Below are 15,005 nucleotides of genomic sequence, written 5' to 3' on the forward strand. Positions count from 1 at the left end.
GTCAGCGCTGCAGCTCCGGCGGCGACGTGCGGTCGAGGAGCTCGGCCTTCGGCTCGCCGAGCGAGTAGAACGCGTAGGTCTCGATGGTCAAGGGCCCGCGCTTGCGCGCGGCCTCGCCGACCTTCTCGATGCGGCCGAACGTTTTGCTCACGTAGACCCGCGTCGCGATCTGTGCCTCGTCGACGAACAGTTGCGTCCCCGCGAGCTTGGCCGGATCAGGCTCGGGAAAATTGACCCAGCGGATGCGCTGGATCGGCTGCAGCACGCAGGTCCCCGGCGGGAGATAGAACGACAGCCAGGCGGTGGTGCCATAATCCATCGCCAGCACGCAGGAGGCGCCGACGCGCACGCGTGCCGCCTCGATCTCGTCGGCCAGTGGGCGCCAGCCGACGCCGACACTGCGCACCGTGGCGTCGCGCCGGTAGCCGGACAGCAGGCCCGTGTTCGCCTGCACGATCAGCGCAACGAACATCACGACGCCGGCGGGCAGCGCCCAGCGCAGGCAGAATGCCGCGGTGCGCTGCTCGCGCGCCGACCAGGCGACGAGATGGGCCGCCGCCGCAGCAGCCACTACGAAGGCCGGATAGATTGGCGCGAACCAGTTGGCCTCGACGCGGGCGTGCAGCGAATGCCAGACGAAATAGGCGACGATGACCCAGACCATCGCCTCGATCAGGACGCGTGCCGCCGCGTCCCCTGCCCGGCGGCGGGCCAGGCCATAGAGGCCCATCACGCCGAGGATGAAGACCAGCGGCGTGGCGAAGGCGAACTGCGTCGGGATGATCTCGGCGATGTAGACGGGCCTGACCGCCTCGACCCTGGCGCGGCCGAGCTGCTTGATGAACGACACCCATTGGTGATCGGCATTCCACAGGATCACCGGCGAAAACAGCGCGAATGCGACGAGGCCGCCGAGATAGGGCCAGGGCGAGGCCAGCCAATGCCGCAGCCTCGGCACGGCGACGAGCCAGATCAGGATCGCCGCGCCGAAGAACAGCGATGTGTATTTCGACAGCAGCGCCGCACCGACCGCCGCGCCGCCGGCGAGCCACCACGCGCCCCGGCCCGTCTCCAGCAGCTTGGCGCAGAAGAACAGCACGAAGCTGGAGGCGACCAGCAGCGGCGCGTCGGGGGTCACGATCAAGGTGCCGACCGCCGCCATCAGCGTGACGTTGAGCAGCAGCGCCGCGGTCGCCGCCACGCGCACGCCGCCGAACAGGATCTCGGCGGTGCGATAGACCGCATAGCTCATGGGCAGGCCGAGCAGGATCGAGACCAGCCGCACGCCGAGCTCGCTGTCGCCGGCGATCAAGGTGCCCAGCCGGATCACGACCGCCACCATCGGCGGATGGTCGTAATAGCCGCCGGCGAGATGCTTCGACCACATCCAGTAATAGGCTTCGTCGAAAGTGATCGGCGTGACCGCGGCCGCGATCAGCCTGACAATGACGAGGCCTGCGATGGTCAGCCAGACATTGCGGACCAGCCGGGCGTCGTCGGCGCCTGCCGCAGAGGTCATCGCTTGCGCCAGACGAACAATCCGGAGATCGCGTAATTCCACACCACGCCCATCAGCGCGCCGGCCGCGCCCGCCAGCCACCAGATCGGCTCCTGGTCGTAGACCGAGAAGGCGACGCCGACATTGGCCAGCAGCCCGACCGAGCAGACCAGATAGAACACGAGCAGGCCGCGCAGGATGGCAAAGCCCTTCAGCCGCTGGTCGCGATAGGTGAGGAAGTTGTTGAGGATGAAGTTCGAGGTCATCGCCACGAAGGCGCCGAGCGCCTGTGCCTCGGCGAACGGCATGTCGAACAAATTGAGACCGAGAAACAGCGTGGCGAGATGGACCACCAGGCCGGTGCCGCCGACCATGGCGAACAGCAGGAAGCGCAGCGACACGACGTCGTTGGTCATCTTGGCCAGCACGAGGCCGAGGAAGTCGAGCGCGACCATCGAGTCGAGCTTGCTCTCGCCATGCAGGCGCGAGCCGAACGTATAGGGCACCTCGACCGTATTCAGACCGCCCTCGGCGCTGGCGATGATGTCGAGCAGGATCTTGAAGCCCTGCGTCGACAGTTTTGGCGCGATCTCCTCGAACCGGTCGCGGCGGATCATGAAGAAGCCGCTCATGGGGTCGTTGACCTCGACCTTGAGCGCGCGGCGCGCAATCTCGGTGGCGAAGGCGCTGGCCCCGGCCCGCTTGCTGTCGAAGCTCGCCGCGCTGCCGCCCTCGATGTAGCGGCTGCCCACCACGAGCTCGGCCGCGCCGCTCTGCAGCAGCGACAGCATCTTCGGCAACTGGGTCTCGTCGTGCTGCAGATCGGCGTCGATCACGGCGGCAAAGGGCGCGCTGGCGGCCAGGATGCCCTCGATGCAGGCGCCGGACAGGCCGCGCCGGCCGATGCGGCGGATGCAGCGGACGCGTTGGTCGTTGCGCGACAGCTCGCGCACCACCTGCCAGGTTCCGTCCGGCGAGTTGTCGTCGACGAACACGACCTCCCACGGCACGTCCTTGAACGCCGCCTCCAGCCGCCGGTACAGCGTGGTGACATTGTCGTGCTCGTTGAAGGTCGGAACGACCACCGAAACGATCGGAATTTCAACGGTTTGCTGGGCCACTTGCGGGGCCGGTCGGAGGGCGTCGGTCATGGTGCGGATGCGTATATCCGCCGCGTTCCGCACTGCCAAGCGCGACGGCCGCCGGAAACTGCAAAAAGGGCGAACTGTGGTGCCGCCGTGCACCGCCGCAAATCCGGCCCAAAAACGCCAACGACCACAAACAAAGGGCGCGCGTACATCCGGCGCAGCCGCTCTGCCGTGGTCGTCTCGGTGCCGGAGCCGTTGAGCTCGACGTCACCGTCGTTCCCCAAAATGGGGTGCGCCGGCCGAAATGCAAGGGCCGTCCGCCGTAGCCCGGCTGAGCGCAGCGACATCCGGGTTCACGCGAACTCTTCGGGAGACCCCGGATATCGCTGCGCTCAGCCGGGCTACGAAAGCCAGCCTAGTTCGGAACCTCGCGGACGACCGGTCCCCGCACCGCCGGGGCCACTGGGACGGTCTGCACCGGCGTGGGCGGCAGCTCGACCTTGGCCGGCTGCATCTGACGGGCCATCGGCCCGACGGGAACATAATAGAAGGCTGCCGCCAGCACGGCGGCCCCGACGATCGCGCCCAGCAGGCCACCGACCGATTCCGCTCTCATTGCCATATCTCCCCTTCCCGGCCCACGTCCTGGATACACGAGCCTCCGGAGCACGGGAAGAGCGACGCCCCAACAGCGCCGAACTGGCCAGAACCGGTCCGGTTGACTATCGTCTCCGTACCGCAACACCCTCGGCAATCAGCATCGGAATCGGTCCGTGAGCAAAGCCCCCGCACGCGCCTCGCAATCCAAGAGCCACATCTACATCGGCATTGGCGGCTGGACCTTCGCGCCGTGGCGCGGCGTGTTCTATCCGGACAAGCTGCCGCAATCGAAAGAGCTCGAATACGCCGCCTCGAAGCTGACCTCGATCGAGATCAACGGTACCTATTATGGCTCGCAGAAGCCGGAGAGCTTCCGCAAATGGGCGCGCGAGGTGCCGGACGGCTTCATCTTCTCGCTGAAGGGACCGCGCTTCGCGACCAACCGCCGCGTGCTTGCCGAAGCCGGCGATTCCGTGAAGCGCTTCTACGACACCGGCGTGCTCGAGCTCGGCGATCGGCTCGGACCGGTGCTGTGGCAGTTCGCGCCGACCAAGAAGTTCGACGAGGCTGATTTCGGCAAGTTCCTCGAGCTGTTGCCGCGTGAGCTCGACGGCCGCAAGCTGCGTCACGTCGTCGAGGTCCGCCATGACAGTTTCTGCGTCCCCGGCTTCGTCGCGCTGCTGCGCGAGTTCGCGACGCCGGTGGTCTTCGCCGAGCACGGCAAATATCCGGCGATCGCCGATGTCGTGGGTGATTTCGTCTATGCCCGGCTGCAGAAGGGCAATGACGAGCTTACGACGTGCTATCCGCCGAAGCAGCTCGATGCCTGGGCGAAGCGATTGCAGCTCTGGGCCAACGGCGGCGAACCGGACGACCTGCCCCGGGTTGACGACAAGCCGGCGAAGAAGATGCCGCGCGACGTGTTTGCCTATGTCATTCACGAGGGCAAGGTGCGCGCGCCAGCCGGGGCGATGGAGCTCATCGAGCGCGTGAGCTGACGCGAGGGGACGCACGATGGCCAAGAGCAAGACCCTGTTCACCATCGGCTACGAGCACACGCCGGCCAAAGCCGTGCTCGACGAGCTGCAATCGGCCGGCGTCAAGCTGCTGGTTGACGTGCGCGCGGTGGCGGCCTCGCGCCGGCCGGGCTTCTCCAAGAGCCAGCTCGCCGCCGGGCTCGACGAGCGCGGCATCGGCTACGTCCATCTGCGCGGGCTCGGCACGCCGAAAGAGGGCCGCGAAGCCGCGCGCAGCGGCCATTACGACACGCTGCACAAGATCTACAGCGCGCACCTGAAGACGCCGCAGGCGAAGGAGCAGATGGACGAGCTGGCCGCGCTGGTGAAGAGCGCCGGTCCCGTCTGCCTGCTCTGCTACGAGCGCGACCACGCTCATTGCCACCGGCAATGGATTGCCGAGATCATCGAGGACCGCGACCATGTCAAGGTGAAGAACCTGGTCGCGCCGCAGGTCTGACGCCTCACTCCGCCGCGCAGGTGAAGGATGACGCCTGCTCGACGTCGCCGCTGACATATTTGGCGAATGTCGGCCACGGGCACAGCGGCCGCGTTCGCTGCGGGCTCCATGTCGATGGCAGCTCCTTGTTGGCCGCATTGACCGAGGCCGTGATCGCCTCCGGCGCCTTGCCCTTCTCGACCCAGTCCATCAGCGCGCCCAGCGCATCGAATTTCTCCAGCGTGACGCCGCCGCCGCAATGGGTCTCGCCGGGCAATGCAAACAGGCGCACAAACGTGTCGGCCTTGCCCTGCACGTTGGCGTTGAGCTTCTCGTACCAGCGGATCGTGTCGTTGAACGAAAACACCGGATCGGCCTGACCGTGGTAGATCAGCATCTTGCGGGCCCCATTTTGGAACGCCGGCAAGGTCGGGTTATCGACCGCGGGCGGCGCCATGAAGTCCATCGCCGACTCCGTGAACGGGCCTTCCTTGGCGTAGATCTTCGGCGCGTCCTTGTCGAAGTCGAAGGTCTGAAGCTTCTCGACGAGCTTGTCGGGCGAGCCCTCGATCTCGACCGGCGGCGTGGAGAAGATGTAGTTGAGCGAGGCGCCGCCCATGGTGGCGATGATCGGAAGGTTGTTCCAGGGCGCCACCGGGCTCTCGACCTTCCAGGCGCGCCAATTGCCGGTGCCGACGCCACCATCCACCGGCCAGTCGGAATACAGCGGCTCGCCCTTGGAATTGTGTGGGCCAGCGAACACTTTCTTCAAAGCATCGACCTTGGCGGCCGGCAGGCAGGCGTCGGTCGCGCCGGCGGCGCAGCGGAGGCTGTCGAAATTGAACGCCTTCTGGCAGGCTTTCAGGTTGGCCGTGAGGCCGTCCTTGGCGCCGTCGAGCCCGTCGCAGACCTCCGTGATCCTGGAGGCAATCAGCTTGGCATCGTCCCGCGTGATCGACTTGCGAATATCGGCATCGGCCTTGGTCAGCGCCTGCACGTCCCAGGCGTGCTGCACGGCCGCGCGCGGCAGGTTGAAGCCGGGGTTGCCGACCAGGAAGCCGTCATACTGCTCGGGCATGCGCTCGGCAGCGACCATGGTGTGGCGACCGCCATTGGAGCAGCCGGCGATGTAGGAATAATCCGGCTTCCTGCCGTAATGCGCCGAGATGATCGCCTTCGCGATCGGCGCCAGCGTGATGTCGGCCGAATAGCCGTAGTCGCGGCGTGCCTGCGGATCGAGGCCGAAGGCGGAGCCGGACGCAAGCCCGCGCGGCTTGTTGGCGGGATCGTTGCCGGAGTGGCCGCTGTCGGACGACAGCACCGCGAAGCCGCGGGCCAGCGGCGTGATGCCACCGCTGACGAGACCATCGGCCTTGTCGCCGAGCGCCGGCACCACGACGCCGTCATTGCCGCCATTGACCTGATGCAGGAAGCGGCCGTTCCAATTCTCCGGCAGCCGGATCTCGAACTGGATCGCATAGGCATGGCCGTCGACGCCGGTGCGCTCATTGACCTTGCCGGAGAGGATGCAATGCCGCGGCAACCCGTCGGCGGCCTCCTGCAGCTTCGATCCCGTCAGGGTCAGCCCTGGGACCTTCAGCGCCTCTGCCGTCACCTTGCTGCAGGCAACATCCTCGGCTCCCGCTGGCCCCCCGCCGGCTGCGCACGCGAGGCTTACCCCAGCCAAAAACAGCGCCCCGGTTCGGATCATGCATTCCCCCCTGATGATGCTTCTCATTGGGGTCAGTTAAACGCGGAGACCGTGCAATGTAAATCTCCGACAGCGAGCGACGGGTTGCCAGTCAGTGCAATTGCCAGACCTCGAACGGCCGATCGTAGCCGCGCACCGACACCGCGCCGTGGAAGACGGCGTCGCGCGCCCCGTCGCCGGCGGCCTGCCGCACCGCGCTCGAGATCAGGAGGCGCGAATCGAGCTCCTTGTTCAGCGCCTCGAGGCGGGAGGCGAAGTTCACGGTATCGCCGATGACGGTGTATTCCTTCCGCCGCGGCGACCCGATGCTGCCGGCAACGACCTCGCCGAGATGAACACCGATCCCGATCCGCAGCGGCCAGGACGACATCGCATTGACGCGGTCCATGGCGGCGACCATCTCGCGGGCCGCCGCGACTGCCTGCGGGGCCGCATCGCGCGACTCGAACGGCGCGCCGAACAGCGCCAGGAAGCCATCGCCGAGGAACTTGTTCACGATGCCGCCATGGCGCTCGAGAATCTCGACGAGAACAGCAAATGCGCCGTCGAGCCGGTCAACGACCTCCTGCGGCGTCTTCGACCGCGCCGCCGCGGTGAAGCCGCGGAAGTCGACGAACATCACCGCGACCTCGTGGATGTCGCGTGCCTCCGCCGTCCCCTCCTTCATCAGGCGCTCGACGACCTGGGGCGAGACGTGCTGGCCAAACAGATCCGTGACGCGGTCGCGCGCCGACGCGGCCTCGATGCTCGCCGCGAACTGGCGTCGCAGCTGCACGCTGACAGCACCAGCGAGCATCCCGCACAGCAGGATGATGAAGCTGCGCTCACCGTGATAGTAGATCTCCGGATTCTGGCTGAGATCGATCGAAGGCCGGTCGAACAGCGCCACCACCAGCAGCTCTACCGCGGCAACCAGACCGGTGAAGCTCGACAGCCAGAAATCGAGACGAAGCGTCGAGAGAACGATGAAGATGAAATAGACAAGTGGCGCGCCGAAGCCCAGTGCCTTGTCGTGACCGATGCCCTCGATCTGCAGAACGAGGACGAACGTTGGCAGCGAGGTCTCGACCAGCGCGCTGACATAGCGCCAGATCACCGGCACGTCACGGCCGTGGCGGATGTCCGACTTGATCCTGAACAGGATGAGAGTCTCGAAGCCGATGAAGACCACGATGATCGCGTAGACGTAGAGGACCCCGATCCGGCTCGGCCAGATCCACTCCGAGATCTTGGGTTCGAAGGTTTCGACCAGCACCGATATCACGAGAAACAGCGCCGCAGTGCTGATCAGCACCCTCACGCGCAACAGCTCGGTGTTCAACGTCTGGCGCATCAGCGCCTGGTTGAACGTAGCCGACGCCGCCGGCTCCGCGCCGGCCTGCCCTTCCCACGAGATCGTCATCCTGCCCCAGCCGTCTTCTGAGCCCGGCCGCCATTGTGCCTCAATCGAGGGTGCGGCGGAAGCGCAAGACGGCGACCGTCATGGCGAACAGCATGAGGCCGAACAGGGCGATCGTATCATGCTGCAGGTTCGCAAGCGTCGAGCCCTTGAGCATGATGGCGCGGACGATGCGCAGATAGTGCGTCAGCGGCAGGCATTCACCGAGCACCTGCGCCCATTGCGGCATGCCGAGGAAGGGAAACATGAATCCCGACAACAGGATGCTAGGCAGGAAGAACATCATCGACAGCTGCATCGCCTGCAATTGGTTCTGCGCCAGCGTCGAGAAGGTGTAGCCGATCGAGAGGTTGGTCGCGATGAACAGCGTCGACAGCAGCGCCAGCAGCAATAAGCTGCCCATGATGGGAACGCCGAACAGCAGCACGCCGATGCCGATGATGATCGTCGCCTGCAGGAAGCCGACCATCACATAGGGGATGATCTTGCCGAGCATGACCTCGACCGGCTTGATCGGCATCGACAGCAGGCTTTCCATCGTGCCGCGCTCGATCTCGCGCGTCACCGAGAGCGCGGTGAAGATCAGCATGGTCATGGTCAGGATGGTGCCGACCAGGCCCGGCACGATGTTGAGCCGCGACGAGGCCGCCGGATTGTAACGGGCATGGGCCCTGATTTCGAACGGCGTGGTGACGGGATTGCCGGTGTAGAGATCATGCGCCAGCGCGGTCTGCACGATCATGCCGAGCGAGGACAGTGCCGAGGACGCCGCGACCGGATCGGTCGCGTCGGCCGCGACGAGCAAGGCCGGCCGGTCGCCGCGGCGGACCGCGCGCTCGAAGCCGCGGGGGATCTCGACGCCGAACAGGACCTTGCCGGACAGCAGGAGATCGTCGAACTCAGCGACGCTGCTGACTTCCCGGGTGAAGCGGAAATAGGCGGTGTTCTCCATCGCCTTCAGGATCGAGCGGCCGAGGTCGCTGTCCTCCTGCAGCAGCACCGCCGCCGGCAGATGATGCGGCGTGGTGTTGATGGCGTAGCCGAACAGCATCAACTGCATCACCGGGATCATCACGATCATCGCAAACGAGACCCGATCGCGCTTGAGCTGGATGAACTCCTTGACGAGCATCGCATAGGTGCGCCGCCAGAAGCCGAAGCGCGGCTCGGAAGACGTGGGATGGACGGCCGCATCGCTCATTGGAAGTTGTCCCGCGAACGGTTCATCAGGTCGATGAAGACGTCCTCGAGCGAGGGCGCGGCGGGCTGCCAGTGCAGGTCAGCCTTGTCGCGCCAGGACGCGATCGCCGCGTCCAGCGCGTTGCGGTCGCGGCCGGACACGTGCAGGCTGGTGCCGAACGGCGCCACCATGTCGACACCCGGCTTGCCGGTGAGGTCAGCCGTGAGCTCGCGCAGATCGTCGCCGCTGACCGTGTAGGTCGTGAGCGCCGATTGCGCGATCACCTCGGCGACGGTGCCGTGCGCCAGCAGATGACCATAGGCGATGTAGGCAATCTCGTGACAGCGCTCGGCCTCATCCATGTAGTGGGTCGAGACGAGCACGGTCAGCCCTTCGCTGGCGAGCGCATGAATCTCGTTCCAGAAATCGCGCCGCGCCTTGGGATCGACGCCGGCAGTGGGCTCGTCGAGCAGCAGCAGTTGCGGGCTCGGCAGGGTGCAAGCCCCGAGCGCCAGCCGCTGCTTCCAGCCGCCCGACAACTCGCCGGCGAGCTGCCGCTCGCGGCCGGCAAGCCCGAGCCGCTGCACCATGTCGCGCGCGGCCCGGCGCGGATCGGACATGCCATAGAGGCGCGCCACGAATTCGAGGTTCTCCCGCACCGAGAGGTCCTGATAGAGGCTGAAGCGCTGCGTCATGTAGCCCACCCGGCGCTTGATCTTGTCAGCGTCGCGCCGGATGTCGAAGCCGAGGCAGGTGCCCTCGCCGCCGTCGGGTGTCAGCAGGCCGCACAGCATCCGGATGGTCGTGGTCTTGCCCGAGCCGTTCGGGCCGAGAAAGCCGTAGATCGAGCCGCGCTTCACCTGCATCGACAGATCATGCACGACCTCGCGGCCGTCGAAGGACTTGGTCAGTCCCTGGACGTCGATCGCGATCTCGGCCGGTCCCGCCCCGTTCATTGCTTGTCCGCCACCGGAGTCTTCCGATCGGGAGTCTTGAGGTTTGGATAGATGCTGACCGGCTGGCCGACGCGCAGCGCGTCCGGCCGCGAGGGCCGCGCCTGGATCAGATAGACGAGCTTGTTGCGCTCATCGAGGCTGTAGATCACCGGCGGCGTGTATTCCGCCGAGGTCGCGAGGAAATAGATTCTGGCGGTCAGATCATCAGCGCAATTGTCACAGGTGACGCGGACCTCGTCGCCGATGGCGAGTTTCGGCAGATCAGGCTCGGGCACGTAGAAACGCAGCTTCATGTTGCCCGGCGGCATGATCGACAGCACCGGCCGCTGCGCCGCGACCATCTCGCCCTCGCGGAAGTAGATCTGCTGGACGGTCCCCGCGACGGGCGCCACACCTTTGCGCCTTGCCAGCCGCGTCTGTGAGGTCACGAGATGGGCCTCGGCGACGCGCAGCGCCGAAACGGCGGAGTCGAGCGTCGCCTGCGTCCCAGCGCCCGTCTTGCTCAAGGCGGCGGCGCGGTCATAGGTCTGCTGCGCATTGGCCAGCGTCGCCTTGGTCTGGTTGAGATCGGCCTGCTGCAGATCGTCGTCGACCGAATAGAGCGGATCGCCGATCTTGACCACGTCCCCCTCATGCACGTTGAGCTTCGTGATCCGGCCCGCTTCGTCCGGGCTGACGAAGATCATGTCGGCCTCGACCCAGCCCTGATAGCCGGGATCGCGCGTCTCCTTGCAACCGTTGAACGTGAAGGCCGTGACCAGCACGGCGAGGCAGTGCAGCAGACTCATGTCGGCCTCCTCGCGCCAAAGATCAGATCGAGATGCGTCTGCAGCATCGCTTCCGCATCGAGCGGCGCATGACGCTCGAACAGGCTCTTCCAGATCACCGCGACCATCATCGGCGCGATCATCAGTTGCGGATGTTGCGCCAGCTTGGGCTCGCGGATCTCGCCGCGCGTGATCGCCAACTGGATCAGCGCACGCATGGCCGCGAGACCGCGGGAGACGACCTCGCGATAGTAGAAATCGGCAATGGACGGAAAGCGCGGCCCTTCCGCGATGATGAGCCGGACGAGATCGGCCCGCCGGGTGCCGGCGATTTCCTGCAGGAACATGCGCGCCAACGCCTCGACCATGTCGCGCACCGAGCCGCCGGCCGGCGGCGGCGCCGCAAGACGGCCGACGAAGGGCACGATCGCGGTCCGGATCAATTCCTCGAACATCGATTCCTTGTCCTTGAAGTGCAGATAGATCGTCCCCTTGGCGACCCCTGCCCGCTTGGCGACGTCGTCCAGCCGGGTCGCCGCGAAGCCTCGGGCGATGAACTCGTCCATCGCCGCCTGCACGATCGCCGCGCGGCGCTCGGCGGAGCGATCCGCCCGGCGCGAGGCGCCGGCTGCCGCCGGCTTGACGGGCTCAACTCTGCGCTCGGACAATTTCGACGGCTTCGACATTGAACAATTATGACTGACTAGTCAGTCATTGTAAAGAGGCCCCGAGAAGGCTGAGCCGTCGGCGCGGGTCAGGAGCCCGACCCGACCGCGCGCGGCCCCTCATCAGACGAAGTCAGCGCGATCACGCGCAGGACCTGATGTAAGGCCGATTGATCTCCCAAAGCTCGTCCACGATCTGGCGCGCGGCGGCGGCCGAGTTGACGACGGGATCGATGAGGAGCGCCTGCAAGGCGAGATCCTTGGACGCCGTCATGGCCGCCTGCACCGCCAGTTGCTGAACCTGAACCTGGACCGACATCAGCTTGGCGACGGCATCTGGAAGCGGGCCCAGCGAAACCGGATGGATGCCGACGCGATCCGCGACAACGGGCACTTCGACAGCGGCCTCGGCAGCCAGGTTGGGAATGACGTGACGGTTCAGAACGACGCCGGACTCGATGACCTGCTTGCGATCGTGCAGCACCGAACCGATCACGGTGACCGCGCGCTCTCCGGATGGCATTCGCCACCAGTCCGGCATGCCGGCTTTGCCCGCCAGGACCTCGTCGATCTGCCGAATCAGCTTGGCCCGCTCCGCCTCGTCCCACGCAAAGTCGTACCCGCTCTCGCCCGCTTCCCAGCCATACGCGAGATACTCGCCGACATGGCTGTCGCCGCAGCCCAGCCAGAAGCCGAAGTCGCGCAACAGCGCCCGCGTCAGCGGCGCGACCTTGGGGTCGTGGCTCCCGGCCTTTTCGCGAAGCAGTGGATAGAGATCGGCCCCGGTGTCGCGATCCCGGATCTGCACGAGGCATTGGAAATGATTGAGCCCGGCGCCCCACACGTCCACGCGCTCCTCGGCGAGTCCCAGAATGGAGGCCACCTGGCTGCGCGCGATGAAGATGCCATGGCACAGGCCGATATGCGCGACGCGGCTGTGAAGCCCGAGCGCGAGGATGATGCGGCTCTCGGGATTGGAGAAGTTGATGAACAGCGCGTCCGGACAGCGCCACTCCATCTCGCGCACGAAGTCGAAGACGACCGGCAGGGTACGGAGCGTGAAGAACAATCCACCAGGCCCGCCATTCTCACCCAGCGTGTGTCGGATGCCGTATTTGCGCGGCACCTCGAAATCGAGCTTCCACAGGCGGTTGCGGTCGATCGCGGTGGCATGGATCACGAAGCCGGCGCCGTCGAGCGCCGCGCGCCAATCCGTGGTCGCCTCGATCTTGAGGCCGGCGCCGGAGAGGTCGTTGAGCAGCCGGGCGAGTGCTTCCGACCGGGCAAGCCGGACCGGATCGCGGCCGATCAGCACGAGCGTCGAACCGGCGAGATCATGCGTCGAGAACAGGTCTCGGAAAACGCTGAGTCCGAAGGACGCGCTGCTCGCGCCGAGGAAGACGATCTTGGTGACGGCTGCCATGAACAATTTGTGCCAGCGCCGCGCGTCCCCCTTCCTGATCCAGATCAAACCGCCGCGAAGTGTTCGGCGCGGCGGCGCGCCAATCGGTCATGCTGATCAGCCGAAGTCGAGCACCACGCGACCATCGATCTTGCCGGCCTTCATGCGGTCGAAGACGGTGTTGATCTCCGACAACGGCGCCGTGGTCACCTCGGCCGTCACCTTGCCGTCCGCGGCAAACGCAATGGCTTCGTCGAGGTCACGCCTGGTGCCGACGATCGAGCCGCGCACGGTGATGCGCTTCAGCACGACATCGAAGATCGGCGTCGGGAATTCGCCCGGCGGCAAGCCGACAAGGCTGACCGTCCCCTTGCGGCGGACCATGTGCAGCGCCTGGGCGAAAGCCGGCGTCGACACCGCGGTGACCAGTACGCCATGCGCGCCGCCGCCGGTGATTGCGATCACCCGCTCCACGGCATCCTTGTCGAGCGCATTGACGGCATGTTCAGCACCCGCCTCCAGCGCCAGTTTCAGCTTGTCCTCGGCGATATCGAGACCGATCGGCTTCAGCCCCATCGCCTTCGCGTACTGGATGGCGACATGACCGAGGCCGCCGACGCCGGAGACCACCACCCACTCGCCGGCGCGCGTGTCGGTCTCCTTCAAGCCCTTGTAGGTGGTGACGCCGGCGCACAGGATCGGGGCGATCCTGGCGAAGTCCACATTGGCCGGCAGGCGCGCGGCGAACGCCGCGGACGCGATGACGTATTCGGCAAAGCCGCCATTCACGCTGTAGCCGGTGTTGTGCTGGTGCTCGCACAAGGTCTCCCAGCCGGTCTCGCAATATTCGCAGCGCAGGCAGGCATCGTGCAGCCACGCCACGCCCACGGCGTCGCCGACCTTGAAATCGGTGACCCCTGGCCCGAGCGCCGCGACGATCCCGGCCGCCTCGTGACCCGGGATGAACGGCGGCACCGGCTTCACCGGCCAATCGCCGGAGGCGGCGTGAAGATCGGTGTGGCAGACGCCGCACGCCTTCACCTTGACCAGAATCTCGCCGGGTCCCGGCGCAGGAATCGGAACGTCTTCGATGACGAGCGGCTTGCCAAAGGCTTTGACGACGGCGGCTTTCATGGTCTGCATCTGTCTGCTCCTCATGTCGCGGCGCAAACTAACGACGTCGGAGTCGTCCGGTCTTGATCGGCGTCAAGCCGCGCCGCCGCATGAGGTAACAGTTTGATGACAGCGCAATGCGCCCGTTTCTGTCAGGCGTGAAATTTGAGTCCGTCGACGACCTTGTCGACCACCTTGCGCTCGGCACGAAACGCCAGTCCCACCAGATTGAGATCGGTGCGCGCCACCGCCTTCACGGCATCGCGGTTGGCCTCGTCATGCGTGGTCTTGAACATGTCCTCGGTGTAGAGCGCAGGCTTCACGCTGCGCGACAGCGCCCGATCCAGAGCACGCGCCAGCGCGGCACGATCCGGCGCGCCGTAGATCAGGATCGGCTGCCCGATCAACGCGTGATACAGGGTTGCCGAGCCGTCCTCATAAGGTGCGCCAATGCATTCGGGAAATGCGGCGGCGATGCCGCTGGAAAGAAACGCCGCGACGTTGAGCTTCTGCCAGGCTTCGAGATCGTTGCGGATGATCAGCGCGATCTTGGTGTCGAATTGCATGTCACTTCCGGGGTTCGATGTCATCGAACGCCGAGAATAGCCGAGCCGTTCTCGGGGTGAAGCATCGAAATGAAAGCGGACGTGGAACCCCGGCAGCCGAGCCGTTGAGATCATCAGACTTGAATCAACCCTTGGCGTCGCAGACCCAGGCGCGGATGACGCATTCCTTGCCGCCATATTTGTAGCATTCCCGGGTCGCCTCGTTGAGCGAGGTCGAGATCGTCGGCCGAACAGCATAGCCGTGGGCGCCGCAGGGATTGGTGAGATCGACCGCGAACGCGGCGCAGGCCTTCTTCATCGTCACCGCGGTGCAGTCGCCCTTGCACTGCTTCAGCGCGGCGGCCTTGGCGAGATGCTCGGCGGGATAGTCGAACGCCTGGCCGTAGGCGGCGCACTGGCCCATGGCGAACGCGCCGGCGGCGTGGGCCGGGCTGATGGCGCTGGTGCTCGCGATGCGCGCGGCAGCAACGATCACGGTCAGTCCAAATGCAAACAGCGCGAAACGTGGCGCAGCGGTCGAAATGATCACTCTCTCCTCCCCCGAGGCCCAATGTCGGCAAATCTAGCCGGGGGTCGTTGAGACTTGGTGAATGGGAGGTTGAGGG

15 protein-coding genes are annotated in these 15,005 nt (G+C 65.9%); 2 read left to right on the forward strand and 13 right to left on the reverse strand.

From position 1 onward, the window contains the following. Position 1: 1 nt before the first annotated feature. The 3 genes from ACQR1F_RS10290 to ACQR1F_RS10300 form a co-directional block, all read right to left on the reverse strand. Entirely contained in the window at positions 2–1,519 is a 1,518-nt protein-coding gene (locus ACQR1F_RS10290) for a glycosyltransferase family 39 protein (protein WP_434912958.1), read from the reverse strand. Further along, positions 1,516–2,649 carry a glycosyltransferase family 2 protein gene (locus ACQR1F_RS10295; protein WP_434912959.1) on the reverse strand — a complete coding sequence of 378 codons (1,134 nt, stop codon included), beginning with the start codon at positions 2,647–2,649 and terminating at the stop codon, positions 1,516–1,518. The genes ACQR1F_RS10290 and ACQR1F_RS10295 overlap by 4 nt, the downstream gene beginning before the upstream one ends. Before the next feature lie 352 nt (positions 2,650–3,001). Next, positions 3,002–3,202 (reverse strand): hypothetical protein, encoded by a 201-nt coding sequence (locus ACQR1F_RS10300; RefSeq protein WP_315801119.1) that lies wholly within the window; start codon positions 3,200–3,202, stop codon positions 3,002–3,004. Positions 3,203–3,359: 157 nt separating this feature from the next. Here ACQR1F_RS10300 and ACQR1F_RS10305 point away from each other — a divergent pair, with 157 nt between their 5' ends. Together ACQR1F_RS10305 and ACQR1F_RS10310 are read left to right on the forward strand one after the other, a co-directional pair. Further along, on the forward strand, positions 3,360–4,184 hold the full coding sequence (locus tag ACQR1F_RS10305; RefSeq protein WP_434838415.1) for a DUF72 domain-containing protein: 825 nt from the start codon (positions 3,360–3,362) through the stop codon (positions 4,182–4,184). Between the two features lie 16 nt (positions 4,185–4,200). Continuing rightward, entirely contained in the window at positions 4,201–4,662 is a 462-nt protein-coding gene (locus ACQR1F_RS10310; protein WP_434912960.1) for a DUF488 domain-containing protein, read from the forward strand. A 4-nt stretch (positions 4,663–4,666) separates the two neighbouring features. Here the strand turns inward: ACQR1F_RS10310 and ACQR1F_RS10315 are convergent, their stop codons facing one another. The 10 genes from ACQR1F_RS10315 to ACQR1F_RS10360 form a co-directional block, all read right to left on the reverse strand. Further along, complete coding sequence (locus ACQR1F_RS10315; RefSeq protein WP_434912961.1) at positions 4,667–6,352, reverse strand: tannase/feruloyl esterase family alpha/beta hydrolase; 1,686 nt, start codon at positions 6,350–6,352, stop codon at positions 4,667–4,669. Positions 6,353–6,443: 91 nt separating this feature from the next. Then, on the reverse strand, positions 6,444–7,754 hold the full coding sequence (locus ACQR1F_RS10320; RefSeq protein WP_316176915.1) for an adenylate/guanylate cyclase domain-containing protein: 1,311 nt from the start codon (positions 7,752–7,754) through the stop codon (positions 6,444–6,446). Between the two features lie 40 nt (positions 7,755–7,794). Next, positions 7,795–8,952, reverse strand: coding sequence for an ABC transporter permease (locus ACQR1F_RS10325; protein WP_434892373.1), 1,158 nt, complete (start codon positions 8,950–8,952; stop codon positions 7,795–7,797). After that, a complete protein-coding gene (locus ACQR1F_RS10330) occupies positions 8,949–9,887 on the reverse strand; it encodes an ABC transporter ATP-binding protein (RefSeq protein WP_316176913.1) in 939 nt (312 codons plus the stop codon). The genes ACQR1F_RS10325 and ACQR1F_RS10330 overlap by 4 nt, the downstream gene beginning before the upstream one ends. Then, a complete protein-coding gene (locus ACQR1F_RS10335; RefSeq protein ID WP_315801126.1) occupies positions 9,884–10,675 on the reverse strand; it encodes an HlyD family secretion protein in 792 nt (263 codons plus the stop codon). Before ACQR1F_RS10335 ends, ACQR1F_RS10330 begins: the two co-directional genes overlap by 4 nt. Next, positions 10,672–11,340: a TetR/AcrR family transcriptional regulator gene (locus ACQR1F_RS10340; RefSeq protein WP_315801127.1), complete on the reverse strand. Its 669-nt coding sequence runs from the start codon at positions 11,338–11,340 to the stop codon at positions 10,672–10,674. The genes ACQR1F_RS10335 and ACQR1F_RS10340 overlap by 4 nt, the downstream gene beginning before the upstream one ends. 121 nt (positions 11,341–11,461) lie before the next feature. After that, positions 11,462–12,742 (reverse strand): alpha-glucosidase/alpha-galactosidase, encoded by a 1,281-nt coding sequence (locus tag ACQR1F_RS10345; RefSeq protein WP_434912962.1) that lies wholly within the window; start codon positions 12,740–12,742, stop codon positions 11,462–11,464. Between the two features lie 96 nt (positions 12,743–12,838). After that, on the reverse strand, positions 12,839–13,864 hold the full coding sequence (gene adhP, locus ACQR1F_RS10350; RefSeq protein WP_434912963.1) for an alcohol dehydrogenase AdhP: 1,026 nt from the start codon (positions 13,862–13,864) through the stop codon (positions 12,839–12,841). A gap of 122 nt (positions 13,865–13,986) precedes the next feature. Continuing rightward, entirely contained in the window at positions 13,987–14,400 is a 414-nt protein-coding gene (locus ACQR1F_RS10355) for a DUF2000 family protein (protein ID WP_315759242.1), read from the reverse strand. A gap of 124 nt (positions 14,401–14,524) precedes the next feature. Next, positions 14,525–14,929 carry a DUF4189 domain-containing protein gene (locus ACQR1F_RS10360; RefSeq protein ID WP_434912964.1) on the reverse strand — a complete coding sequence of 135 codons (405 nt, stop codon included), beginning with the start codon at positions 14,927–14,929 and terminating at the stop codon, positions 14,525–14,527. Positions 14,930–15,005 lie beyond the last annotated feature (76 nt).

The organism is Bradyrhizobium sp. HKCCYLS3013, from assembly GCF_051167615.1.
GTDB lineage: Bacteria > Pseudomonadota > Alphaproteobacteria > Rhizobiales > Xanthobacteraceae > Bradyrhizobium.

What these genes read in the sequence shown, in the direction of transcription:
- ACQR1F_RS10290 (WP_434912958.1), bottom strand. Translation starts at nt 1,519, where the DNA reads ATGACCTCTGCGGCAGGCGCCGACGACGCCCGGCTGGTCCGCAATGTC.
- ACQR1F_RS10295 (WP_434912959.1), bottom strand. Translation starts at nt 2,649, where the DNA reads ATGACCGACGCCCTCCGACCGGCCCCGCAAGTGGCCCAGCAAACCGTT.
- ACQR1F_RS10300 (WP_315801119.1), bottom strand. Translation starts at nt 3,202, where the DNA reads ATGAGAGCGGAATCGGTCGGTGGCCTGCTGGGCGCGATCGTCGGGGCC.
- ACQR1F_RS10310 (WP_434912960.1), top strand. Translation starts at nt 4,201, where the DNA reads ATGGCCAAGAGCAAGACCCTGTTCACCATCGGCTACGAGCACACGCCG.
- ACQR1F_RS10315 (WP_434912961.1), bottom strand. Translation starts at nt 6,352, where the DNA reads ATGATCCGAACCGGGGCGCTGTTTTTGGCTGGGGTAAGCCTCGCGTGC.
- ACQR1F_RS10320 (WP_316176915.1), bottom strand. Translation starts at nt 7,754, where the DNA reads ATGACGATCTCGTGGGAAGGGCAGGCCGGCGCGGAGCCGGCGGCGTCG.
- ACQR1F_RS10325 (WP_434892373.1), bottom strand. Translation starts at nt 8,952, where the DNA reads ATGAGCGATGCGGCCGTCCATCCCACGTCTTCCGAGCCGCGCTTCGGC.
- ACQR1F_RS10330 (WP_316176913.1), bottom strand. Translation starts at nt 9,887, where the DNA reads ATGAACGGGGCGGGACCGGCCGAGATCGCGATCGACGTCCAGGGACTG.
- ACQR1F_RS10335 (WP_315801126.1), bottom strand. Translation starts at nt 10,675, where the DNA reads ATGAGTCTGCTGCACTGCCTCGCCGTGCTGGTCACGGCCTTCACGTTC.
- ACQR1F_RS10340 (WP_315801127.1), bottom strand. Translation starts at nt 11,340, where the DNA reads ATGTCGAAGCCGTCGAAATTGTCCGAGCGCAGAGTTGAGCCCGTCAAG.
- ACQR1F_RS10345 (WP_434912962.1), bottom strand. Translation starts at nt 12,742, where the DNA reads ATGGCAGCCGTCACCAAGATCGTCTTCCTCGGCGCGAGCAGCGCGTCC.
- adhP (WP_434912963.1), bottom strand. Translation starts at nt 13,864, where the DNA reads ATGCAGACCATGAAAGCCGCCGTCGTCAAAGCCTTTGGCAAGCCGCTC.
- ACQR1F_RS10355 (WP_315759242.1), bottom strand. Translation starts at nt 14,400, where the DNA reads ATGCAATTCGACACCAAGATCGCGCTGATCATCCGCAACGATCTCGAA.